The following is a 22,185-nucleotide window of genomic DNA, read 5'->3' as shown; positions in this document are numbered from 1 at the left end:
GCATAGGTCGTCGTGCCGCGCAGGTCGGACGCGGTCGCGCCGGCGATCGTGGTCGAGACGTTGGACTTCGAGGAGTAGCCGACCGTGGTCTGGAGCGCCTGGTTGGCGATCGACTTCGCGGAGTCGATCAGCTTCTGCAGCGAGGTGATGCCGGTGTTGGCGGCCTGAAGCACCTGCACGCCGTTGGCGATGCCATCGAGCAGGTTGTTGATGTCGCTGGCGCGGTTGTCGAGCGACTGGGCGGTGAAGAAGTTGGTGGGATTGTCCAGGGCCGAATTGACGCTCTTGCCGGTCGACAGACGGTTCTGCGTGGTGGCGAGGAGGTCAGCGGTGGACTGGAGGGAGAGCAGGTTCTGACGAACCGAGGAGGAAAGGACGATACCGGACATACGCTGTTACCTTTCTGGTAAACGCTACTGTTACGCGTCTGCTTGGATCGAGATGGACCCAGCGACCGGCGGACCGTGGCGCCGAGAATCTAACGAAGCATGAAATGAAATCGGCGCTTTTGCTGAGTCGCGGCGCGATTCGGGGCGCGCGGACGCGATTGCCGCTGCATTGCCGCGCGATCTTATCTTTGAAAAGATTGATGTTTTTCGCGTGAGCGCCGGAGATTCACAACTCGTTAACTAGTCTTGATGGAGTATTGCGCCCTGATCCGCCGCAACACACGCTCGGTTACGAAAGCGTTGATGGAGAACAGGCATGGCCCTCAAGGTCGAGCTCAGACCGCACGAACGCATCATCGTCGGTAACTGCGTGATAACCAACACCGACCAGCGCGCCCGCCTCCTGATCGACGGCGACAACGTGCCGATCCTGCGCGAACGCGACATCCTCACGCCGGAGACCGCCGATACGCCCGCCAAGCTCGTCTATCTGGCGGTCCAGCTCATGTACATCTCGCCGGATCCGCAGAGCCAGCACGGCACCTATTTCAACCTGGTGCGCGACATCGTCACCGCCGTGCCGAGCGCCTGGCCGATCATCGAAAGCATCAACAACAACATCATGAGCGGCGATCTCTACCGGGCACTGAAAGACGCCCGCAAGCTGATTGCCTATGAAGACAAGCTGCGTGAGCAGTTCCAGGCGACCCATCCCAAGGACGAAGCGGCCAAGAACGACGTCAGCACCGCCGCCTGATCCACGCGCATCCGAACACCTCAAACGAAACCGGCCCCGGATCATCTCCGGGGCCGTTGTCGTTTCGACTTGCGCGTCCTACTCACTGCGCCGCGAGCGGCGGCGCCTCGACCTCGATCACCGCGTCGCTGAGCCGCCGCGCGCCGAACTCAAGCACGGCTGCCAAAAGTGCGTCGATATCTGTCTCGTCGGTCCGGTGATTGACGATCGCGGCGCGGATCGCGAACTTGCCGTCCAGCGTCGTGCTCGACGGCGCCGCAATGCCGGACTCCTGAACGTCGGCGACGATCTCGCGGTTGACCGCATCATCGGCGCGGTAGCGGAAACAGACGATATTGAGATTGACCGGCGCCAGCAATTCCAGCCGCGGCTCGGCGATAACGCGCGCCTCGAGATATTTTGCCAGCGCGCAGCTTCGCGCGATCACCGCGCCCAGCCTGTCGGTGCCGAACGTCTTCAGCGTGAACCAGGTCTTCAGCGCGCGGAAGCCGCGCGACAGGTCGGGGCCGAGATCGCACGGCCAGACCGCGCCCGCCGCAAGTCCCCTCGCCTCGCGGCGCAGATAGGCCGCAGGCTGCGCAAAGGCCTGCCGGTGCTGCTCGCCGTCGCGCACCAGCAGGAAGCCGGCGTCGTAGGGCACCTGTCCCCATTTGTGGAAATCGAGCGCAATGGAGTCGGCGAGCTCGATGCCGCCGAGCATTGGTGCAAGCTCGGGCGAGAAGATCGCTAGCGCACCGAAAGCGCCATCGACGTGAAACCAGATTTCCTCCTCGCGGCACAGCTCCGCGACCGCCTTGAGATCGTCGATCGCACCGATATCGACCGTGCCGGCAGATGCGACCACCAGGAACGGCTTGAAGCCGACTTCGCGATCGGTCGCGATCTGCGCGCGCAGCGCGGCGACGTCGATGCGATGATCGGCATCGACATCGATCTTGCGCAGCGCATCGGCGCCGAGCCCGGCAATGTCCATCGCCCTGGAGACACAGCCATGCGCCGCCTGCGACGTGTAGGCCGTGAGCAGCGCGCCATCATTGCCGATGCCGTGCTGCCGCGCCAGCGTGCCGAGCGCAGCGGTGCGCGCCACCAGCACCGCCATCAGATTGGCCATCGACGTGCCCGTGACGAAGATGCCGCTCGCGTCTTGCGGAAAGGCGAACAGATGGCGCATCCATTCGACAATCTGGCGCTCGACCTCGACCGGCATGTGATCGCGTCCGCCTAGATTGGCATTGAGGCCGGCTGCGAGCATCTCTGCGACCATGCCGACCGCGGTGCCGCCGCCATGCACCCAGCCCATGAAGCCGGGATGGACGTTGCCGGTCGCGTATGGCGCGACATGTTCAGTGAACTCGCGATAGACATCAGCAAGATCGTTTGCCTCGCGCGGCAAGTCGGTCCTAACTGCAACGCGGGTCGCATCGGGAATCGGCTGCCACACCGGGCGTGCTCGAACATTGGCGATGCCGTCGATCGCATCGTCGAGCATGCGATGGGCAAGCGCACGGAATTCGCTCCAGTCCTGCGGATCGAGCGAGGTATGCGTGACGGAGCTTTGCGTGTTGCGGATGATCTCGTTCATGCTGCACGCCCTTCGCCGGCCTTTGCATGCCGCGACAGCATCGCGGTGAACGCAGCAAAGATCTTGCGCATCTGCGGCGGCTTGTACGGAAACACCGCAGGCGGATCCATGTTGTGCACGACGGCGGTGTTGTCGGCTTCGAACACCAGCAGCTCGCCGCTCTGGTTTTCGGCGCAATCGACGATGAAATAGTCTAGACCGACGCGCTTGCTCATCTCGTCGAGCGCATTGCGATGACGCGCAGCGAAAGCGCTGTCGAAGTCCAGCATGAAGGTGGCCTCCTCAGCTCGCTTCTCTTCGCTGAAGGCCATATAGGCGTTGAGATACCAGATGTCCCAGCGGTCGGCGATCGCCATGTGGCAGGCGTAAGGTTTGCCGTCCACCATGGTGAGACGATATTTGCGGTAAAGCCCGTCGGGGCTCGCATAATCGACGAAGCGCGCGACGAAGAAGTCTTGCTCCTGCCGCTCGACAAGATAGGCCTTGAGCGCCGCAGCATCGTCAACCTTCGAGAGTCCGACGCCGGCATGCGTCCCGCGCGGCCGCACGATCATCGGAAAGCGCAATTCGCCCGTGATGTCCGCACAGGCGATCTTGCCTTCCAGAAGCTCCGACAATTGCGCGCGCGTCGCATGCGCGGTCACGGGAATGTCGAGACCAGAGATACCCGCCAGCAACCGGAATAGCTTGTCGCGATCGAGATTTCCGATCAGCTCAGCGCGATTGAGCAGCGGCCGCGGCCAGCGCGGCGCAGCCTGTTCGATCACGGCGAGCGTCTCGCGGCATTCCTCGGAATCGGAGGCGACCACGATGGCGACATCGTGATCGGGCAACGTCTCGGGCAGACCGACGCCCTTGACCACGTACAGCGTCAGCAGCTCGATGTCGGAACCTTCGAGCAGGAATTCGATCGGGGTATTGCCACCCATGTCGATATCGGCCGCGAGCGCGAGCACGCGCAGGCGCGGTTTCGAAACCGCGCACGGCGTACGAAACAATTGGTGGAAGGAGAGCACCTCGGTCTGGATCACGAGCCCGGCTTCCTTCTCGCCGAGAAGCTGGGCGATCAGCGACAGATCGAGGCCCTCGCCTGCCTCCGCCGTTCCCTCCGCGATCCGCGACAGAAGATGCTCGCGCAACGGATGCAGATCGCCGCCCTCGAAGGCCCGCCGCGTCAGCTGCGCAAAGCCGATGCGGTCGGAATAGTTTGGCGTAGTCACGCCGTTCGGCGCGGAAACAGGATGCAGCATCTTCAGGCCTCGAGCACAAACTTCCCCGGCACAGCCATGCCGCGGTCAAGCAGCAGCTCGATCTTCACCAGGACGTGGGCGATGCGATCGAGGATGTGCTGCACATTGCGTTGGGCCTGCACCGGATCCGGCGACCAGGCCTCGGTCACGAGCCGGGCGCCGGCGCAGAGCCGCAGCACGGCCTGCGGCCCCTCGTCCGGCCGCTCCAGCCGGACCGGCTGGCCGATCAGGCAGCGCTGCGCGGCGACCTGCCGGTCCGCTGCGCTGCCGTTGATCTCCTCGTTCATGTCACGCGCCAGCGCCCGATGAACGGCGCCGGTCTCGGCAATCGGGACCGGCTTGCCGTCGCGCAGCAGCGTGAACGGAAAGATCGTGGCGTGCGCGAACTCCTCGTCGTCCGCGGCAGTCTTCCCGGTCGCGGTTGGAACGGGTTGAAGCGACGGCGACAGCGCGATCATGCTGTCGATGCCGGCGGCCAGCTCGGCCAGCGCCTTGACGCGAAAAGCCCCGGGCACGGCGTAATAGCTGCCGATCTCCGCCAGCGCCGCCTCCCAGCGCAGCCATTGTCCGAAATTCGGCCGGCGCTCGAAGCGGGAGCGCAGCGCCGTCCACGCCATCGGCCAATCGCTGCGGCCCGCATAGTCGAAGAAGCCCGGCGCAATCCCCTCGATCCGGTCGAGCGATCGCGACAGCCCTTTCGGCACCAGCAGCGCGCCGCTGAAAGCGGGCCCGCCGAAAAACTTCGAGCCAGTCATCAAAATCATGTAGCCGAGATCAAGATAGGAGCGCAGCCGGCGGCGGCTCAGCCGCGCCTGACAGGCATCGACGACGACCTGAACCTTGCGCGACCAGCGCCGCGCGATCTCATCGAGGCAGGCAGCACTCGGCGCGCGCCAGCCGAGTTTTGACGAATCCATGATGTGGAGAAGAACGCACCGGCCTTGCGCGAGGCTGTTCTCGACTGCACGCATTACCTCGGCGTCCGTATCGGTGCGCATTGCGATGCCGGATACGGCATCGAGCAGCGGCACCGCGATGCTGTCGCCGGCGAGCCCCGCGACTGCGCCGTCCTTGCGGACCGCAAAGCCGCTCGCCGTCATCGAGCTGAAATGATGTCCGCGCGCGGTATGAACCGTGCCGCTGCCGGTCTGGTCGGCGCCGACCACGATCGTCACGGGAGGCGCGCCGAGCACCGCACGCGCCAGGAACAGGGCGTGGAGCTGGGAATCCGTGCCGGACGGCGAGAAAATGACGTCGACGCGCGGCGAGAGCTGGAGATGGCCGCGCAACTCCTCGCGCATGTCCTCGCAGCGCGCATCGAAGGCAATCTCGACCTCGTCGAACAGGCACCTGTGCACCAGCTCTTCGCGTGCCAGCGCGGCGCGGTCATAGGCGAATTGCGAGATCGTCGATGCCGTCGAGGAGGCGAAATTCCAGATTTCCGGCTCCGGCGCGGCCGCACAACCATAGGCGTTGACGCGATCCCCAGCGTCGAGCGCCAGCCGCGGATCTCCGCCGGAGACGAGAAGCGTGTCCAGTGGTGTGAAGAGATCGCGCAGGCGGTAGCGCGAGGCGCCGTCGAACGCGCGCTCCGTGTCCGACAGACTGGATGCGCCGGCGCTCATCCCGGAAGGCTCACGCCGCATCGGCCGCCGCCGCGGGCGCGGCTGCGAATTGCGAAGCGATGTCGCCGTGGAACACCGACGGCCCGACGTGATCGAGCGAGCTCTGGATGTCGGCCCAGATCTCGCCGCCGATGTCCGTCCAGCGCTTGCAGAAAGCGAAGTCCTCTGAGAGATAGGTGCCGGTCGCCGGGTCGATCATGCATTCAAACAGGGCGAAGCGGTTCTGGCTCGCCGCCAGCGTATCGTGCGAATGCTCGCGGAAGAATTGCAGGCCCGCATAGGCCGGATGACGGCACATCGCCTCCAGCACGTGGCGGCGGATCATCAGGAAGCCGGTGCCGGCGTAGCGCACGCGGGTAAACCCGTTGACCACCACGATGCGGTCGGGGTCCTCGATCTCGAGCACATAGTCGAGCGAGGCGGCCGGCACATCGGCGCGGCCGGATTCGATCGCCCGCTTCGCCTTGTCCCAGTTGACCCGCTTGATCGGATAGCAGCCGGCAACAACATCCGCGCCGCACTCGATCAGCCGGAACACCTGCTCGGGCTTGAAGCCGATGTCGGCGTCGATGAACAGGAAATGGGTCGCCTTTGGATCGTCCAGGAACATCGCAGCCAGATTGGCCCGCGCCCGCGTGATCAGCGCGTCACCGTCGCGCAAGAGCACCTTGAGCTCAAGATTGGACATGCCGTGCACGGCGCGCTGGAGCGCGAAGATCGAGCTCGCATAGATGCTCGAGACCTGCCCGCCGAAGCACGGCGTGGCCACCACCAGCTGCATCTTGTCCGACATTGACGGCTCCGCCCCCGCTCAAATCCTCACCAAGAGGTAAAGAGGCATGGTTAACGGCGCCTTAATGCGCACCTACAGGAACTTGACGAGCGAGAGCTGCGCGAGGTTCGAGGTAACCTGATAGGACGCCTGAAGCGCGTTCTGGAGCGACAGGATCTCGCTCGCCACCTGGTCCGGCGAGGCCGATTCCGCCTGGTCGATGATGGACTGCAGCTGCGCCTTGGCCTGGGTCTGGCGCGTGCTTGCGTCCTTCATGGTGTTCTGGGCCATCGCGAGGTCGGTCTGGATGTCCTCGAGGTGCTGCTGGCCGGGCTGCTTCGTCAGCGCCTGCGTCACCCTCAAGCTCAGCGCCGCAACCTGCCCGCCCGCATACTGCCCGGTCGGCGAGGTCGAGAACGTCCCGAACACGGCGATCGCCTGCAACTGCTGACGGATCGCGTCCTCGTCGGCCTGCGCGCCATATTGCACCGTGACTGAATCGTCGACCCGCGCCATCGCCGTGGAGCGCGGCGAGCCTGGCCCGTCATTGCCGGTGTACCACTTCACCGTATTGGCCGAGCCGTTGACGAGCGTCGTCGCCGAACTCGCCGGTGAAGAACCGACGCGCAGTGGCGGCTGCGTGGCGGTGACCGGCGTCGAGCTGAAACCGAGCGCGTTGAGTGCGCCCGTGTTCGATGTCGTGATGTTGAGGCTCGCCGCGTCGTCCGTGTTGATCGTGATCGAACCGCCATGCACGGACGAAGGCTTCGACGTGCCCGTGATCGCGTCGATCTTGCTCATCAGCGTCTGGATGCCGTCGCCGACATTGAGCTGGTTGCCGGTCGCGCCCGAGCTGACGAAGGTCAGCGTGGTGCCGTTCACGGTGATGGTGTCACCGGCGACGAAGCCCGGCGAGATCGAATTCGAGGGGCTCGCGCCGGACAGCGCCGTTGCTCCGGTGATCGGAGCCGGCGGCGCCGCCTGGTTGTTGACGGGTGTACCGATCGCAGAGCTTGCGGTGTTGAAGAAATTGTCGCCGGCCGTGATCGCGGACGCCGCCACCAGCGAGGTATTGGCGAGCTTCGTGATCGCGGCGTTCAGCGCCGTGTTGAGATTGGCCGCGGTATTGTTCGGGTTGACCGGGACGCTCGCGTCGATCGCAAAGCTGCCGAGCGGCGTTGGCGTGGCCGTCGATGCGGTCAGGTCGATCTGCTCGGTCGAACCATCCGGCAGCGTGAATTGGACGCTTAGCTTGTCGCCGTTGTTCGGGTTGACGCCGTTGAGATCGACCGTGAACGACACAGGTGATCCGCTCGGCCCGGTGATGGTCGCGCCAGTCAGCGTCGAGGACACCGCAGAGAGCTTGAGCCCGAACGGCGATCCAGCGACGTCCTCGGACACCTGCACCGAGCTCGGCGTCGGCTGCGTCTGCACCAGCCGCCCCATGCCGTTGGCGCCGAGGTCGGCGGCCTGGCGTTCCGCCATGACGGTCTTGAAGCCCGCCTGCGTGGTCGTGCCGTTGATGATGTCGCCGGCATTGGCAACCGACTGCGTGTTGAACGCCGTCCCGGAGAACAGATAGCGGTTGCCCGACTGCGTGTTGAGAACACCGACCATCGAGCCGAACTGCGCGGCGGCCGTGTTCTGCGCGACGGTCTGGCCGTTGACGTTGAGATCCTGCGCGGTGCTGGCCGAGCCGGTCTGCACCGTGTTGCGGATCGTCGTCAGCGACTGCAGCGCGGTATTGGCGAGGTTGATGTTGACGTTCACGTTCGTGATCGTGTCGGTATAGGCGGCGATGTTGGAGATCTGCGAGCGTCCGGCGATCGCAAAGCCCTCGTTGGTGCCCATCCCGGAATAGTTCTGCGACAGCTTGCCGGTCGAGAGCTGCGTCGACAGGTCGGTGAGCTGCTGATTGATGTTGCGGATCTGCGAGCCGAGGACCGACGAAGAGTAGTTGATGCTGCTGATCGACATGTTTCAGAGCCCTGTACTGGTTACACTTGAGCCTGGATCAACGTGTTCATCATGCTCTGCACCACCGACATGACGTGGGCGTTGGCGGCATAGGCATTCTGAAGCTGGATCAGGTTCGACATCTCGGAATCCAGGTTCACGCTGGAGGTGGAGTTGAATTTCGCCTGAAGCGTCGAGACCACGACGCTCTGGCCCTGCTGGAGCTGGGTCGCCTGCGTCGCGGCGTTGCCCTGGACGCTCAGGAACTGCTGGAGATAGTTCGAAACACTGCCGGTAAAGGGCTGGCTCGCCGAGCCCAGACCGCTCTGCGGCGAATAGGAGAACACCGCCGAGGTGAGCTGCGAATAGAGATAATCCGAGCGCGTGGTATCGCCCGCGGGCGTCACCGGCGAGGTGCTGTAGACCGACAGCCTGGTCGGATCGGCGGCCAGTTGCGTGTTTACGGCGATGCGCCCGGCAAGGCCGGTCATCTGCGAGCCCGACGCGGTGATCGCGCCGGTGTAGAGTGCCTGTCCGCCGTCGGTGAACAGAGGCAGTTGCGGATTGCCCGAGGTCAGCGACGAGATCGTCTTGGTGCTCGATGTCGAATTGACCTTGGCGAGGCCGGTGTTGTCGTCGGTGACGCGCAGCGTCGTAGCGGTGGCCGGCGACGGCGCGGCGGCGAATGTCAGATGCGTGCCGTTCAGCGCGGTGTTGAGCGCGGACGCGATCGCGCCCATGCCGCCGGAGAAATTCACGCCGATCTGCATCGGGTTGGCGTTGGTCGCATTCTGGAGCGGCAGCGCTGCCGGATCGGTCACGTTGACCAGCGTGATCTGGCGCTTCGTATTGGTGGTCGTGTCCGTGTAGGTGAGGTTGACGGTGTTGCCCGGCTGCGCGCCGGCGAGATCGATGTCGAAACCGGCCGGCGGGCCGGACACCGTGCTGCCGGCCGTGGTCTTGTCGGACAGCGCGCTCGACATCGTGGCGGCGAGCTGGTCGATCTGGTTCTGCGCCTGCACCAGCGTCTGGTCGCGTAGCTTCAGATCAGCCGCGATCTGGCCGGAGGAGACCACGTTGTTGGCGACGACGTCGAGCTGCGAGCCGTTCGGCAGCTTGATGTTGAGCGCACCGACGCCGGACTTGGCCGGATCGATGTTGTAGAGCGAGGTCGCCGAAAGGGCGCCGGCGGAAGCAAAGGTGAATTGCGAAGCAAGCCCGGCGCCGACGAGCTGGATACCGGTGGTCGTGTAGATGTTGGCCTGGTTCGAACCGTCGGTGGTGACGCGAACGTCGACATATTTCGACAGCGTGTTGATGGCCTGGTCGCGCTGGTCCATCAGCGTCGCGGCGGACGGGTCGTTTGCCGACAGGCCCTGAAGCTTGGTGTTGATGTCGGCCACCTTCTGCATCGCCGCATTAGCCTGCTGGGCCGAAGTGCCGAGATCCTGCTCGACGTTGGAGCGCAGCGACTGGATGCCCTTGGTGGTCACGTTGAGCTGCTGGGCCAGCGCCTGCGCCGCGCCGAGGGCAACCGTCTGCGCCGACGACGAGCCCGCGCTGGTCGACAGTGCCTGCAACGCCGTGGTGAAATTGTTCAGCGCGGTTTCGAGCGTGCCGCTGTTGCCGGGGGTGCCATAGACATTCTGAAGCTGCTTCAGGATGTTGGCCATCTGGTCGGCGTAGCCGCTGCCGCCGGTCTCGGTGCGCAGCTGGTTCAGCACATAGGTGTCGAGCTCCCGGCTGACGCCGGTTGTCATCGCCGTCGAGCCGAAGTCGCCGGTGGTGACCTCGATCTGGTTCGGCGTCTGGACGACGTAACCCGGCGTCTGCGAGTTGGCGACGTTCGAGGAGACGATCGAGAGCGCGGCCTGGTTGGCACGCAGACCGCTCATCGCACTGGCGAGGGCTGAACTCAAACCCATGTCACTGGCCGCCTTTGGTTACGTCACGCGCCGATCAGCGCAACACGTTCAAGAGGTCCTGCACCATCGAATTCGCCGTCGTGATCACCTTGGTGTTGGCCGAATAGGCCTGCTGGGTCACGATCAGCTTGGTGAATTCGTCGGCGATGTCGGTGTTCGAGCCTTCCAGCGACGAGCCGCTGATGGTGCCCGAAGCGCCGTCGATCGCGGGCCCCGACTGTTCGGTCGCAGCGTAAGCGCCGCCGTCGAGGGCCTTGAGGTAATTGGTGCCGTTGAAGTGCGACAACGATACCTGTGCCAGATCGAGGTTCTGGCCGTTGGAGAAGGTGCCGACCACGAGGCCGTTGTTGTTGACGGCGACCGAGCGAAGCTGACCGGCGGCGTAGCCGTTCTGGGTGATGGTGTTGATGGTCACCGCGCCGCTGGTGCTGGCATATTGCGTCAGGCCGCCCGAGGAGATGTTGAAGGCGACCGAGCCGAGCGACTGGCCGCTGACGCTGACGTTGTTGATGGTGATGCCCGAGCCGCTCGGCGAGGTCAGCGAGCCGTCGGAGGCAAAGGTGAAGGCCTGTCCGGTATTGACCCAGCCGACCGTCGTGCCGGTCGCATTCGGATCGGTCTGGTAGAACAGGTTCCAGGTATCGGAATGGCCCGCGCCGAGCGAGGCGCTGTCGGTCTTGGCCCAGCGCAATTGCAGATTCACCGGCGTACCGGCGGCGTTGTAGGCGGTGACCGCGCCGCCGCTGATCGACTCCTTGGTGAAGGTCGCGACGTCGTTGCCGACTACGCCGCCCGTGCCGGCGGTGCCGCCGCCATCGCGATTCTTGGTGATGGTCGAGGTGAAGCCGAGGGCGGCAAACGCCGCGCTGTTCGAGCTGGACACCGACAGGTTGGAGACGGTGCCGGTGTTCAGCGTGATCACGCCGCTGCTGCTGATCGACGACCCCGAGGCGCCGGAGAGAGCGTCGATCTTGCCGAGCAGGGTCGTGATGTTGTCGGTGATGTTGATCTGGTTCGGACCGGACGCACCGGAGGCGACGAAGGTCAGCGTCTGACCGTTGACGGTGATCGTGTCCGCGGGGGGGCCCGCCGTAAAGCCCGACGAAAGCACCTGGGCGCCGCCGGCCGTCGCGGTTCCGCTCAGCACCGTGGAGCCCGAGATCGCGGGCGAGGACAGCACGTTGCCGCCGCGCGTCACGCTGCTGATGCCGAGCGCGGTGGCTGCCGTGCCGCTGCCGATCGCCACGTCGGTGCCGGTGCCGCTCGAGATCTGGATGTTGCCGCTGGCATTCAGCGACGCCGTGACGCCAGCGCCACCTGCGGTCTGGATCGCGTTCAGGATGCTGGCCACCGTGGCAGTCGTGCCCGCACCGAGGCCGATTGTCGTGTTGCTGCCACTTGGCGTGACGGTCGTGCTGTTGTCGAAAGTGATCGTGTGACCGTTGATCGTCAGGGTCTGACCGCTCAGCGCGGTGAGGATGCTCGGGGCGAGATGGGTACCCACCGAATTATCGAGGGACGTGGTGGTCGAGGCCACCGCCGAAGAGTTGTTCTGGAGCGCAACCGTACCCGTCCCGGTCGTCGACGAGTAAGCGGAGCGGATGTTGCCTGTGGCGGCCGCACCGGAAACCATTGCGTTGGCATAGGGCGCGGGCGGCGTGCCGACCGGCAGCGGGTTGGCCGAGAAGTCCGACGGATTAAGTCCGCCAGCCGCCAGCAGCGTGCCGGTCGACGCCGTCGTGCTCGCAACGGTGTTCGGCTGGGTCGGCAGGTTCGCCGCGTACTGGATCGAGGTGGTCGCCTGCGCCGGGATGAAGTTGTTCTGGAATTTCAGGACGGTCGCAACGTTGCCCTGCGGGTTGCCGGTCTTCGGGTCGACCGTGACGCCCATCAAATAGTAGCCGGCGCCATTGACCAGATTTCCGTTGGAATTGAGCTGGAAGTCGCCGCGCCGCGTGTAATAGGTGACGCCGCTGAACACCGGCACGTTATCGACGACGCCGGTCGCCTTCTGGATCGAGAAGAAGCCGTCGCCGGTGATCGCCATGTTGGTGGCGACTGAGGAGCCCGAGATGGTGCCCTGGGTGGTGATGGTGGCCTTGGCGTTGGCCGTCACGCCGCCGGCGACCTGCTTGCTCGGCACCGAGGAGTCGGGAATGAGATCGACGAAGCTGGTGCCGATGCCCTTGTAACCGGTGGTGGATGAGTTCGCGATGTTGCCTGAAATGTTCTGCAGCGCGTAGGACTGCGCCTGCAGGCCACCCACCGAGGTGTTCATTGCATCGAAGATACCCATAACTTTGTCTCCAAATCCGATCTCGGCGGCGCCAACGCATGGCCGCAGTCGGGGAGACAGTCGCAAAGGCTATGCCAATGCGGGTATTCTCATGAAATCAATGACTTAAATAAACATACCCCGGCCAGATGACCGGGGCACAATTGCCGGGCCGGCAACAATTGCCGGGGCGCATCGCCCCGGAATGACAGAAGCGCAGCCTACGTGGCCGACGCCGCCGCGGGGTGGAAGACCAGCCCGAAACCGTCGATGCAGTAGCGCAATCCGGTCGGCTTCGGACCGTCGTCGAAGACGTGCCCGAGATGGCCGCCGCAGCGCCGGCAATGCACCTCGGTGCGCACCATGCCGAAGGTGCGGTCCTCGGTCTTCCCGACATTACCCTCGATCGGCTGGTAGAAGCTCGGCCAGCCCGTGCCGCTCTCGAATTTGGTGTCGGAAGAGAACAGCGGAAGATCGCAGCCGGCGCAGGCGAAAATGCCCTTGCGGTGTTCCTTGAGCAGCGGGCTGGAGCCCGGTCTCTCGGTGCCCTCCTTGCGGAGAATTTCATATTGCTGCGGCGTGAGCTGGGCGCGCCACTCGGCGTCCGTCTTCTCGATCTCAAATTTTTGCGCGGCCTTCTCTCCAGCCTCGGCCGGCGTTCCTCTCAGCCAGCGAAAGGCCGAAAGGCCGAACAGGCCGGCGACAGTCGTCAACAGGATGCGGCGGTCAAACATCTCATTCTCCGTGCGCGGGGAGTCCACGCCCTGAGATACGGGCTCTAACGGCCGACGTTACACTTCCAGGCGGAGTTTTTCTCAACTTATTGCGAGACGGTGTCCTCCGGCGCCGGTTCCGGGGCTGCAGCCGCGGGTTCCGGCGGCGGGGCCGGACGCGGCCGGACACCGGGCGGCGGACGGCGCGGACCGGTCCCGGCGGCCCGGTTGGCTGCGGCGAGGCGTGCCTCGCGTTCCCGGTCCTTGACCCGCGCCCGCTCGCGGTACCTGGCGAGCGAACCGGCGGCGGCGGAACTCGCCCTGCCCCACATTCCCACCATCTGGCCCGCAACCCGCCCGGTCGCTCCGCCCGCCCAAACCAGCTCGAACGGCGAGAACAGCTTCCAGCGCTCGTCGCCCCACAGGATGCTGCGCGCGATCAGTTGGCCGGCCATGGCCGAGGTGTTCATGCCTTGGCGGCCGAATCCGCTCGCCACCCAAAGGCCTTTGCGCAGCTGACCGATCTGCGGCATGCCGTGCACGGTCTGGCCGGTGGCGCCGCCGAACATATCGGTAATCTCGACATCGCCGAGCTCAGGGAAGATCGTGCGGATGCGCCGCTTGACGCTCCCCGCAAAGCGCTGCGGCCGCGCAGCCCAAGTGGTCTCCGGGCTCTCCCACATCAGCCGGTCGCCGTCGACGATGCGGAAGTGATCGACCCCGTCGGAATCCATCACCGATCCCTTGAACGCGATGATCTCGTGCACCCGCTCGCCGAGCGGCGCGGTAATCCCGGCATAGCGCCAGACCGGCAGCAGCGTCTCCGACAGGCGCCTCAAGGGCGCGCCGAGGTGGATGTTGCCGGCGAGCACGATGTGCGTGGCGCGCAGCCGCGCCGAGGGCGTGACGATCCGCTTGCGGATGCCGGAATGATCGATGCTGACGACCGGCGTGTCCTCGAAGATCCGGGCGCCTGCCCGCCGCGCCAACGCTGCAAGGCCGTGCACATATTTGCGGCCGTCGACCTGGATTGCCTGGGGATAATAGACGCCGTGGAAGTAGCGGTCGGTCTTGAGCACCTCGCGGACGCGAGCCACCTGCCAGCCCTCGACCTCGGTGTCGAAATCCTCGTTCAACATCTGCAACCGGCTGATCAGCCGGTCGCCGGCATCGACGTTGGAGACCTCCAGCACACCATGGCTCGGGCCGATGCCGGGCATGTTCTCCTCGGTGGCGTTGGCAAGGACGAACTCGGCGCCCGCCTTCGACAGCGTCCACAATTCGCGTGCGTCCTCGAAGCCGATGCGCTCGATCAGATCGGTCAGCGGCAGCGCAAAGCCCGGCGCCACGGTGCCGAGCTGGTTGCCGGAGGCGTTCCAGCCGATATGGCGGCCCTCGAGCACCGCGACGCTGGCTCCGAGCCGGGCTGCCTCCAGCGCGATGGAGAGCCCGGCCAGCCCGGCCCCGATCACGCAGATGTCGGCATCGAGATCGAACGACAGCCGCGTGCGCTCGCGAAAGCCGGCTTCTTCCTGGGACACGCTTGTGAAAGTCTCGCTCATGTCGTTTTCTTAGAGCATGATCCGGAAAAGTGTGCAGCGGTTTTCCGAACAGATCATGCTCAAAATAACAACCTAAAGCGCAATGACGATTCGTTCTAATGTCATCGCGCTTTGAAGGACCGATCTGGTGCTTGTTACCTTGTCCTCAACCGGCGCCCGTAGATTATTCTGGACGTGGAACGATTCGAGAATGCCATGCGCCGTTTGATGCTGCTGCGTCACGCCAAGACCGAGACTGACGCGCCGAGCGGCCGTGACCAGGATCGCCGCCTCGACGAACGCGGCCACAAGGACGCCGCGCAGATCGGGGACTGGATCGCCGCCCATCCTCCCTTCCCCGACGCGGTGCTGGTGTCGCATGCCGTCCGGGCCCGGCAGACCTGGGACATCGCCTGGCAGACAATGAAGGACCGCGTCGCCGCCCCGCAGGTCGAGGTCCTGCCGGAACTCTACGGCGCCGATCCCGCGCAGATTCTGGAATCCGTTCGCACTGCAACCGTTCCGGCCGACCCAAAGCGGTTGCTGCTGATTGCCCACAATCCCGGCATGCACGAGGCCGCGCTGATGCTGATGGGCGGCGGCGATTCGGCCGGCGCCAAGGCGCTCGCCCACAACCTCCCCACGTCAGGGCTTGCGATCTTCGACTTTGACGTCAAGGATTGGAGTCACGTGGCCTACCGCCGCGGCAAACTGGTGCTGTTCGTCAGCCCCAAGCTGCTTCGATCGGGTTGAGACGCGCGGGCGCCGTCTCGACCGGTCGATCCAGCTTGGTCACAAGCTGACTGGAAGATTTGGAGGCGCAGATGTTCAAGTCCATCCTCGTGCCCATCGACCTCGCCGATACCGATCTGGCCAAGCCGGCGCTCGCGACCGCGGTAACGCTGTCGCAGACCTGGAGCGGATCGATACGACTGCTCAACGTGCTGCCGATGACGCCGGTGATGCTCGCCGAATACGTGCCGGCCGATTTCGACGAGCAGCAGCGCCAGACCTCCGAGGAAGCCCTCGCCATCGTCGCGCGCGAATCCGGCATCGAGGCAGGACGCATTTCCAGCGTGGTGCGCCAGGGCGGCATCTATCACGAGATCCTCGAGGAGGCCGTGCACATGAAGGCCGATCTGATCGTGATGACTTCGCATAGACCTGCGATGCGCACCTATTTCCTCGGCTCCAACGCCGGGCATGTCGTGCGATACGCGAAGTGCTCGGTGCTGGTGGTCAGGCACTGATCGTAGCGACGCGCATGCGCTGTTGAAAAGCCGCAACTTCAGTCGTCATGCCCGGGCTTGTCCCGGGCGTCCACATCTCTCCTCACATGCGGTGGTGCGTGGATGGCCGGGACAAGCCCGGCCATGACGATCATCCTTACAGATACCGCGTCAGCTCGGCTTTGAACTGCCCGTAGACGGCATCCTCGATCTGGCTGCGCGTGATCCCGATGTCGCGCAAGGCGCGGTCGTCGAGCTCGTTCAACGTCTTGACGGCCGAGCGATGCTCGAGGCGATCGAACAGCGCATAGGCGAAATTGGCGAGCGTGCGGAAAAAACCGCTCGATGAGGATGGGCGTAAACTCCGCCCGGCAGTTTGCGAGATCGTGGTCATTTTTCTTCTCCGGCCTATTGTCCGCGCAGCGAAGCAGGTGCCGTTGGCGCGGACGCTGTGAACGCCTGCACCTCATTTGCCATCGGATTGCTCTCGCTCTCCTCGGCTCAATCGCGGAACTTGATGGAACTTAAATGCTCCAGTACACTGCTCGGAGCAAGTAAAACATTGCTCTCGGTGCAATAATGTCCAAGTTCGAATACGTGAAGCTTGCCGATGCCATTGCGGCCGATATCACTAAGGGCACGTTAAGGCCCGGCGACCGGCTGCCGCCACAGCGCAACTTTGCCTATGACCGCGGCATCGCGGTCTCGACCGCGAGCCGGGTTTATACGGAGTTGCTTCGCCGCGGGCTCGTCGTCGGCGAGGTCGGCCGCGGCACCTTCATTTCCGGCGACATCAAGCGCGAGGTCGAGGCGTTGAGCGAGCCGCGCGACGCGCGGATCGATTTCGAAGTCAATTATCCGTTATTGCCGCAGCAATGGGCGATGATCGCCAAGAGCCTTGCCGGGCTCGAGCGCGTCGATGCTCTCGAATCCGCCCTGCGCGTCTCGACCAGCACCGGCACCAAGAGCGCGCGTAATGCTGCCGTCGCCTATCTCGCGCGCAAGGATTTTGCGCCGCAGGCCGAGCAGATCGTCTTCACCGCCAACGGCAAGCAATCGCTCGCTGCCGCGCTCGCCGCCCTCGTTCCCACCGGCGGCCGCTGCGGCGTCGAGGCGCTGACCTACCCTTACGTCAAGAGCATCGCGGCGCGGCTCGGCGTGACGCTGGTCCCGATTCCGATGGACGAATACGGCGCGCGCCCCGATGCGATCCAGAAGGCGCATCGCGAGGCGCATCTGTCGGCGCTGTATCTCCAGCCCATCATCCAGAACCCACTCGGCGTCACCATGAACGCGACGCGGCGCTCCGACATCATGCGCGTCGCCGAGAAGCTCGATCTCACCATCATCGAGGACGCCGTCTACGGCTTCCTCGCCGACGACACGCCGCTGGCAGCGCTCGGGCCGGACCGTTGCATCGTGATCGACAGCCTGTCCAAGAAGGTCGCACCGGGCCTCGCGCTCGGCATCCTCGTCACCCCGCCGCATCTGCGCGAGAGCGTGATGAGCGCGGTCCGGACCGGCGGCTGGATCGCCTCGGGCCACGCGCTTGCGTCCGGGCAGCGGCTGATGGCCGACGGCACCGTCGCCGAGCTGACGCGGCTGAAACGGATCGACGCTGCGCGCCGGCAGCAGACCGCTGCAAGGCTGCTTGCCGGCTACCAGATCGCGGCCGACGCGCGCTCCTATCATCTCTGGCTCACGCTGCCGCCACACTGGCGCTCGCAGACCTTCGTCGCCGCAGCGGCCCGGCGCGGCATCGCGCTGACGCCGTCCTCGACGTTTGCAATTGCGCATGGACATGCACCGAACGCGGTGCGGCTCGCGCTCGCCCCGCCCTCGCCCGAGCAGCTCGATTCCGGCCTGCGCACGCTCGTGTCGCTGCTCGGCACCAAGGAAGAGGACTTCGACTCGACGGAGTAGCTTCCCTTTGCCGGTCAGGCATCCGGCCATTCCGTGATAAAACCCCTCGCCTTGTACGGCTCGATCTTGTCCCATTCGTGCAGCACGCGACGGCGGAACTCGGTATCGGTGTGCCAGAGCGCGCGCGGCGTGGCAAAGCTGTCCACGGTCAGAAGCATCTTCTCAACCTCCGGCCAGTGCCGGTGCAGCGTCATCGGATAGCGCCGCGCGGTCCAGCTGTTGCCGAGGCAGATCACGCTGCGGATATTTTGCAGGCCAAGCGCCGCATCGATGATCGGCAGCGAGAAGATCACGTTCTCGCCGGTGTTCATTGCAAGATGCTCCTCGAGGATCCGGTCCGCCGGAATGCCCGCCTTGGCCATCGCCGCCTTGATGATGGTGCACTCGGATTGCTCCGAGCCCGGTGTCACACCGCCGCTGACGATCGACCAGCGGAACAGGCCCTCGCGCCACAGCCTTGCGGCGGTGTCGGCGCGCAAGCCGACGTCCTCGCGGGTGCCGAACATGAACAACAGGTCGGCCGGCCGGAGCGGCGTATCGATCAGATGCGTCCGGTTGATCTCGGCGATCTCATGCGCCGCAAGCGGACGCGTGGCACGATGCATGTCTGACATGGCCCCACGATGCGACACCGGCGCAGGGGCGCGAAGTCACGTTTGATTGCGGCCGATTGCACCTAGGGCAGCAAGGCCTTCGGCACACGATCAAAGCCGTAGCTCTGCGGCTGGTTGCGCCGGACGAAGCCGCCGACCTGCCAGACGAACAGCGCGGCAAAGCCGATGATGAACAGCGCGCCTGCGAATTCGCCGATCAGGAGCGCGCGGATCAGCAGCCCCGCCATCGCGACCGTCAGCACCGCCAAGAACGCCAGCACCGCCGCATAGGTCTTGCGGCCGAGGCCGGCGGTGAGCGCCGCGTGGCTGCCCGCCTTGGCCATCCGCCCATGCAATTCGACGATGAACACGCGAAAGCCGTTGTCCTGCGGCGCCATCAGCGCTGCGGTCTGCCAGCTCGTTGACAGTATCCTGATGCGGCCGCCACTGGCGTGGCTGACATCGGCGCGAAAGCGATGCTGCTGCATCGACACCGGGCGAAACGATAATCGGATTGCACTGATCTCATCGTAGCGCCACAGGCCGGAGCGGCCGGCGATGTGCCAGGACAGGCCCTCGTCCGTCAGCTCGAAACGATGCGCCGAGCCGATCAGCGACGCCTTGTAGGCGTAGCTCGTGACCGAGGCGCCCTGCGCTTCCGAAACCTGCATCTTCCCCATCAATCCCGTCCGCGATCCGCTTGCGTGATCGCCCTCGACCATCCTACAAGCGGGGCATGGCTGAGACGATCTTTTTTCCGCGCCGCCTGATTCTCGGCGCCGCCGTGATCTCCGGCGTGCTGCTCGCGCTCGCGGTGCACATGCTGGGCGCGCGCTACGGGCTCGACCTCGGCGGGCTCTGGCACTCCGACACGCATGAGTTCATACCCGCGGGCGCAGCGATCGCCTGGTGGCTGATTGCCACGGTCGGTTTTTCCGGCGGCTATTTCACGGCGACCTTGATGCAGAGCGCCGTCTCCGGGCAGATCCCGCAGCGGATGCGGCAGTTCCTGATCGCGGTCGGCGTGCTGCTGCTTGCCGGTGCGGGCCAGGTGGCCTCGGCGCCGAGCCCGATCCCGACCGTTTCGGGCGTGCTCGCCGGGCTTGCCGCGCTATGTCTTGGCGCCGTGATGGCGTTTTGCGGCGCGCATTTCGCGCTGCGCCGCGGCTAAAGATCAAGCCGAGACGCGCAGCCGCGGCCGGTCCAGCATCAACGCGACATCGGATGCAGGCCGCGGCTTGCTGAAAAGATAGCCCTGCGCCTGGGTGCAGCCCTCGCGACGCAACAGCTCGAGCTGCGCGTCGTTCTCGACGCCTTCCGCCGTGGTGACGATGCCGAGGCTGCGTCCGAGGCCGGTCACCGCGCGGATGATCGCCATGGAATCCTCGCGCGTCGCAAGCTCCGACACGAAGGAGCGATCGATCTTGATCTTGTCGAAAGGGAAGCTGCGCAGGTAGCTCAACGACGAATAGCCGGTGCCGAAATCGTCGAGCGAGATCCGCACGCCCATGGCGCGCAGCTCGTGCAAAGTGGTCAGCGTCGCCTCACTGTTCTGGAGCAGCACCGATTCGGTAATCTCGAGCTCGAGCCGCCGCGCCGCGAGGCCCGAGGCTGCCAGCGCGTCGGTCACGGATGCGATCAGGTTCGGGCTTTTGAACTGCACCGGCGACAGGTTGACGGCGACATCGACATCGTCCGGCCAGGTGGCCGCGTCGCTGCAGGCGCTGCGCAGCACGAACTCACCGAGCTGGACGATGAGACCGGTCTCCTCGGCCACCGGGATGAAGTTGGCGGGAGCGATCAGGCCGCGCTGCGGGTGGTTCCAGCGCAGCAGCGCCTCGAAGGCGACGACGCGACCGCTGGCGACGTCGCGGATGGGCTGATAATAGGCCTCGAACTCGTCGCGCAGCAACGCCGCCCGCAGGTCCATCTCCAGCAGCCGCCGCGCCTGCGCGCGCGCATCCATGCCGGTCTCGAAGAATCGATAGGTGCCGCGGCCGTCCGCCTTGGCGCGGTACAGCGCGAGGTCGGCGTTTTTCAACAGCTCGTCCGGATTATCGCCGTCCTGCGGCGACAGCGAGATCCCGATCGAGACGCCGATCACGATCTGATGGTCGTCGATCTCGTAAGGCGCAGAGATCACCTCGACGAGGCGGCCGGCAAGGGCTCGCGCCGCGGCTTCCTCGGAGCGCCCGATCTGGACCACGGCGAACTCGTCGCCGCCGAGCCGCGCCACGGTGTCGCTCGCGCCGACAGTGGCCTTCAGCCTGCGACCGACTTCCTTGAGCAGCGCATCGCCGATGGGATGGCCGAGCGAGTCGTTGATGTCCTTGAAGTGATCGAGATCGAGGCACAGCACCGCGAGCTGGTCGCCCGACTTCGCACGGCGCAGTCCCTGCTCGAGCTGCTCGTGGAACAGCACGCGGTTCGGCAGATTGGTCAGCGCGTCGTGGCGCGCCATGTGCGAGATCTTGGCCTGCGCCTCCAGCCATTCGGTGATGTCCTCGAAGGTCGCGACCCAGCCGCCGCCGTGCATCGGCTGGTTGACGACGCGGATGGAGCGACCGAACCGGGTGACGACCTGGCTGGTCGTGCGGCCCTCGCGCGCGTCGACCACGAGGCGCGCGAAGAATTCGCCCGCATCACCCTGCCACTGGCCCTTGGCCTGCTCTTCCCGCAACACGTCGACGAGCAGCCGGCCGGCGAGCGGAATGTCGGTGCGGCCGAGCATCGCTGCGTAGCGCTCGTTGAAGAGCTGGATCTTGCCGTCCGCATCGAACATGCACAGTCCCTGCGACATGTTCTCGAGCGCGGTATCCAGCACGACTTGCTGGCGTCCCAGCTCGCCCTTGGCGCGGCGGTCGAGCACAGCCGCCGCGAGCGCGATCGCGATGATCGCGGCGGCGGCGCTGGCGGTGAGGATGGACAATGAGGCCGGCGGGATCGACAGGCCGCTGATCACGACCGCAGGATCCGGCGTCAGCTCCACGGCGCCCATGGCGGTGAAATGATGTGAGACGATGGCAAGCGTCAGCAGCACCGTCGCGCTGAGCGCGCCCGCGAGGCTGTCGCGCCGCCCCGCAACGACCAGGGCAAGCGCCCCAAGGACGATGCCAAGGACGATCGACACCGTCACCGTGCCGGTCGCCCAGCCGATGTGTGCGGGAATCTCGAGCGCCATCATGCCGGTGTAATGCATGGCGGCAACGCCGCCGCCAACGACGGCGCCACCGAGCGCAACCAGGCCCGCCCGTGTCACCGACACCGAGATGCTCAGCCCGATGAAGGTGACCGCGATCGCGAAGATCAGCGACAGGACCGTCAACGGAATATTGTAAGCGCCGCCCGCACCAGGCCCGTAAGCCTGCATCGCGATGAAATGGGTTGCCCAGATGCCGCCGCCGGCGACAACGGCATCAAGCGCGACCCACGATACGCGAGCCCCTCCCCTCGCCGCACGCGCGCGGTGGAACAGGCTGACCGCCGCCGCGCTGGCGAGCAGGCACACCGCTCCGCCGAGTGCGACCAGACGCCAATCATGCTGATCCGTCAGGCAGTAGAGAACTTGATACATTGCCGGCCCCTATTCCAATCGCACTAGAACCGGCAGAGATGGACAGTCGGTAACCGGCTATGTGCCGGCTTCCGGAATGGT

Annotated in this window: 18 protein-coding genes and 1 pseudogene; 5 read left to right on the top strand and 14 right to left on the bottom strand. The window is 65.3% G+C overall.

Going from position 1 to position 22,185, the window contains the following annotated elements; genetic code table 11:
* Positions 1 to 389 (bottom strand): annotated as a pseudogene (locus JQ627_RS28595) (flagellin); the annotation flags it as partial.
* A 316-nt stretch (positions 390 to 705) separates the two neighbouring features.
* On the opposite strand from JQ627_RS28595, the gene flbT reads away from it, so the two are divergent.
* Positions 706 to 1,146: a flagellar biosynthesis repressor FlbT gene (gene flbT, locus JQ627_RS28590; protein WP_212487691.1), complete on the top strand. Its 441-nt coding sequence runs from the start codon at positions 706 to 708 to the stop codon at positions 1,144 to 1,146.
* Between the two features lie 82 nt (positions 1,147 to 1,228).
* Here flbT and JQ627_RS28585 read toward each other — a convergent pair whose 3' ends face one another.
* From JQ627_RS28585 to JQ627_RS28545, 9 genes are all read right to left on the bottom strand, one after another.
* Entirely contained in the window at positions 1,229 to 2,728 is a 1,500-nt protein-coding gene (locus tag JQ627_RS28585) for an aspartate aminotransferase family protein (protein ID WP_212487690.1), read from the bottom strand.
* The gene (locus JQ627_RS28580) at positions 2,725 to 3,978 is read right to left on the bottom strand and encodes a RimK family alpha-L-glutamate ligase (RefSeq protein ID WP_212487688.1); all 1,254 of its coding nucleotides are present in this window, start codon (positions 3,976 to 3,978) and stop codon (positions 2,725 to 2,727) included. Before JQ627_RS28580 ends, JQ627_RS28585 begins: the two co-directional genes overlap by 4 nt.
* Before the next feature lie 2 nt (positions 3,979 to 3,980).
* Complete coding sequence (locus JQ627_RS28575) at positions 3,981 to 5,624, bottom strand: hypothetical protein (protein ID WP_212487686.1); 1,644 nt, start codon at positions 5,622 to 5,624, stop codon at positions 3,981 to 3,983.
* On the bottom strand, positions 5,614 to 6,396 hold the full coding sequence (locus tag JQ627_RS28570) for a hypothetical protein (RefSeq protein WP_212487685.1): 783 nt from the start codon (positions 6,394 to 6,396) through the stop codon (positions 5,614 to 5,616). The genes JQ627_RS28575 and JQ627_RS28570 overlap by 11 nt, the downstream gene beginning before the upstream one ends.
* A 72-nt stretch (positions 6,397 to 6,468) precedes the next feature.
* Positions 6,469 to 8,352 carry a flagellar protein gene (locus tag JQ627_RS28565; protein ID WP_212487683.1) on the bottom strand — a complete coding sequence of 628 codons (1,884 nt, stop codon included), beginning with the start codon at positions 8,350 to 8,352 and terminating at the stop codon, positions 6,469 to 6,471.
* 20 nt (positions 8,353 to 8,372) lie between these two features.
* Positions 8,373 to 10,256 (bottom strand): flagellar hook-associated protein FlgK, encoded by a 1,884-nt coding sequence (gene flgK, locus JQ627_RS28560; RefSeq protein ID WP_212487681.1) that lies wholly within the window; start codon positions 10,254 to 10,256, stop codon positions 8,373 to 8,375.
* A 34-nt stretch (positions 10,257 to 10,290) separates the two neighbouring features.
* Positions 10,291 to 12,552 carry a flagellar hook-basal body complex protein gene (locus JQ627_RS28555; protein ID WP_212487680.1) on the bottom strand — a complete coding sequence of 754 codons (2,262 nt, stop codon included), beginning with the start codon at positions 12,550 to 12,552 and terminating at the stop codon, positions 10,291 to 10,293.
* A 200-nt stretch (positions 12,553 to 12,752) separates the two neighbouring features.
* The gene (gene msrB / locus JQ627_RS28550) at positions 12,753 to 13,265 is read right to left on the bottom strand and encodes a peptide-methionine (R)-S-oxide reductase MsrB (protein WP_212487679.1); all 513 of its coding nucleotides are present in this window, start codon (positions 13,263 to 13,265) and stop codon (positions 12,753 to 12,755) included.
* Between the two features lie 86 nt (positions 13,266 to 13,351).
* Positions 13,352 to 14,806 (bottom strand): FAD-binding oxidoreductase, encoded by a 1,455-nt coding sequence (locus JQ627_RS28545; RefSeq protein WP_212487678.1) that lies wholly within the window; start codon positions 14,804 to 14,806, stop codon positions 13,352 to 13,354.
* Between the two features lie 195 nt (positions 14,807 to 15,001).
* On the opposite strand from JQ627_RS28545, the gene JQ627_RS28540 reads away from it, so the two are divergent.
* Both JQ627_RS28540 and JQ627_RS28535 read left to right on the top strand, forming a co-directional pair.
* Positions 15,002 to 15,538, top strand: a complete 537-nt coding sequence (locus tag JQ627_RS28540) for a histidine phosphatase family protein (protein ID WP_212487677.1) — start codon at positions 15,002 to 15,004, stop codon at positions 15,536 to 15,538.
* 71 nt (positions 15,539 to 15,609) lie between these two features.
* On the top strand, positions 15,610 to 16,035 hold the full coding sequence (locus JQ627_RS28535) for a universal stress protein (protein WP_014493977.1): 426 nt from the start codon (positions 15,610 to 15,612) through the stop codon (positions 16,033 to 16,035).
* 136 nt (positions 16,036 to 16,171) lie between these two features.
* Here JQ627_RS28535 and JQ627_RS28530 read toward each other — a convergent pair whose 3' ends face one another.
* Positions 16,172 to 16,408: a DUF1127 domain-containing protein gene (locus JQ627_RS28530; protein WP_212487676.1), complete on the bottom strand. Its 237-nt coding sequence runs from the start codon at positions 16,406 to 16,408 to the stop codon at positions 16,172 to 16,174.
* Positions 16,409 to 16,593: 185 nt separating this feature from the next.
* Here JQ627_RS28530 and JQ627_RS28525 point away from each other — a divergent pair, with 185 nt between their 5' ends.
* Positions 16,594 to 17,937, top strand: coding sequence for a PLP-dependent aminotransferase family protein (locus JQ627_RS28525; RefSeq protein ID WP_212487675.1), 1,344 nt, complete (start codon positions 16,594 to 16,596; stop codon positions 17,935 to 17,937).
* A 14-nt stretch (positions 17,938 to 17,951) separates the two neighbouring features.
* On the opposite strand, the gene JQ627_RS28520 is transcribed toward JQ627_RS28525, so the two are convergent.
* Together JQ627_RS28520 and JQ627_RS28515 are read right to left on the bottom strand one after the other, a co-directional pair.
* Complete coding sequence (locus JQ627_RS28520) at positions 17,952 to 18,551, bottom strand: YdcF family protein (protein ID WP_212487674.1); 600 nt, start codon at positions 18,549 to 18,551, stop codon at positions 17,952 to 17,954.
* Between the two features lie 62 nt (positions 18,552 to 18,613).
* Complete coding sequence (locus JQ627_RS28515) at positions 18,614 to 19,201, bottom strand: hypothetical protein (protein WP_212487695.1); 588 nt, start codon at positions 19,199 to 19,201, stop codon at positions 18,614 to 18,616.
* Between the two features lie 65 nt (positions 19,202 to 19,266).
* Here JQ627_RS28515 and JQ627_RS28510 point away from each other — a divergent pair, with 65 nt between their 5' ends.
* Positions 19,267 to 19,701, top strand: coding sequence for a hypothetical protein (locus JQ627_RS28510; RefSeq protein ID WP_212487673.1), 435 nt, complete (start codon positions 19,267 to 19,269; stop codon positions 19,699 to 19,701).
* Positions 19,702 to 19,704: 3 nt separating this feature from the next.
* On the opposite strand, the gene JQ627_RS28505 is transcribed toward JQ627_RS28510, so the two are convergent.
* Positions 19,705 to 22,104, bottom strand: a complete 2,400-nt coding sequence (locus JQ627_RS28505; protein WP_212487672.1) for an EAL domain-containing protein — start codon at positions 22,102 to 22,104, stop codon at positions 19,705 to 19,707.
* Positions 22,105 to 22,185 lie beyond the last annotated feature (81 nt).

Source organism: Bradyrhizobium liaoningense (assembly GCF_018130785.1).
GTDB classification, from domain to species: Bacteria; Pseudomonadota; Alphaproteobacteria; order Rhizobiales; family Xanthobacteraceae; genus Bradyrhizobium; species Bradyrhizobium liaoningense_A.
The sequence above is the reverse complement of the archived record's forward strand: the minus strand, read 5'-3'. Positions and strand labels throughout refer to the sequence as shown.

Bases quoted from the DNA above. Each gene is read 5' to 3' on its own strand.
- flbT (WP_212487691.1), top strand. From the start codon at position 706: ATGGCCCTCAAGGTCGAGCTCAGACCGCACGAACGCATCATCGTCGGT.
- JQ627_RS28585 (WP_212487690.1), bottom strand. From the start codon at position 2,728: ATGAACGAGATCATCCGCAACACGCAAAGCTCCGTCACGCATACCTCG.
- JQ627_RS28580 (WP_212487688.1), bottom strand. From the start codon at position 3,978: ATGCTGCATCCTGTTTCCGCGCCGAACGGCGTGACTACGCCAAACTAT.
- JQ627_RS28575 (WP_212487686.1), bottom strand. From the start codon at position 5,624: ATGCGGCGTGAGCCTTCCGGGATGAGCGCCGGCGCATCCAGTCTGTCG.
- JQ627_RS28570 (WP_212487685.1), bottom strand. From the start codon at position 6,396: ATGTCGGACAAGATGCAGCTGGTGGTGGCCACGCCGTGCTTCGGCGGG.
- JQ627_RS28565 (WP_212487683.1), bottom strand. From the start codon at position 8,352: ATGTCGATCAGCAGCATCAACTACTCTTCGTCGGTCCTCGGCTCGCAG.
- flgK (WP_212487681.1), bottom strand. From the start codon at position 10,256: ATGGGTTTGAGTTCAGCCCTCGCCAGTGCGATGAGCGGTCTGCGTGCC.
- JQ627_RS28555 (WP_212487680.1), bottom strand. From the start codon at position 12,552: ATGGGTATCTTCGATGCAATGAACACCTCGGTGGGTGGCCTGCAGGCG.
- msrB (WP_212487679.1), bottom strand. From the start codon at position 13,265: ATGTTTGACCGCCGCATCCTGTTGACGACTGTCGCCGGCCTGTTCGGC.
- JQ627_RS28545 (WP_212487678.1), bottom strand. From the start codon at position 14,806: ATGAGCGAGACTTTCACAAGCGTGTCCCAGGAAGAAGCCGGCTTTCGC.
- JQ627_RS28540 (WP_212487677.1), top strand. From the start codon at position 15,002: ATGCGCCGTTTGATGCTGCTGCGTCACGCCAAGACCGAGACTGACGCG.
- JQ627_RS28535 (WP_014493977.1), top strand. From the start codon at position 15,610: ATGTTCAAGTCCATCCTCGTGCCCATCGACCTCGCCGATACCGATCTG.
- JQ627_RS28530 (WP_212487676.1), bottom strand. From the start codon at position 16,408: ATGACCACGATCTCGCAAACTGCCGGGCGGAGTTTACGCCCATCCTCA.
- JQ627_RS28525 (WP_212487675.1), top strand. From the start codon at position 16,594: ATGTCCAAGTTCGAATACGTGAAGCTTGCCGATGCCATTGCGGCCGAT.
- JQ627_RS28520 (WP_212487674.1), bottom strand. From the start codon at position 18,551: ATGTCAGACATGCATCGTGCCACGCGTCCGCTTGCGGCGCATGAGATC.
- JQ627_RS28515 (WP_212487695.1), bottom strand. From the start codon at position 19,201: ATGCAGGTTTCGGAAGCGCAGGGCGCCTCGGTCACGAGCTACGCCTAC.
- JQ627_RS28510 (WP_212487673.1), top strand. From the start codon at position 19,267: ATGGCTGAGACGATCTTTTTTCCGCGCCGCCTGATTCTCGGCGCCGCC.
- JQ627_RS28505 (WP_212487672.1), bottom strand. From the start codon at position 22,104: ATGTATCAAGTTCTCTACTGCCTGACGGATCAGCATGATTGGCGTCTG.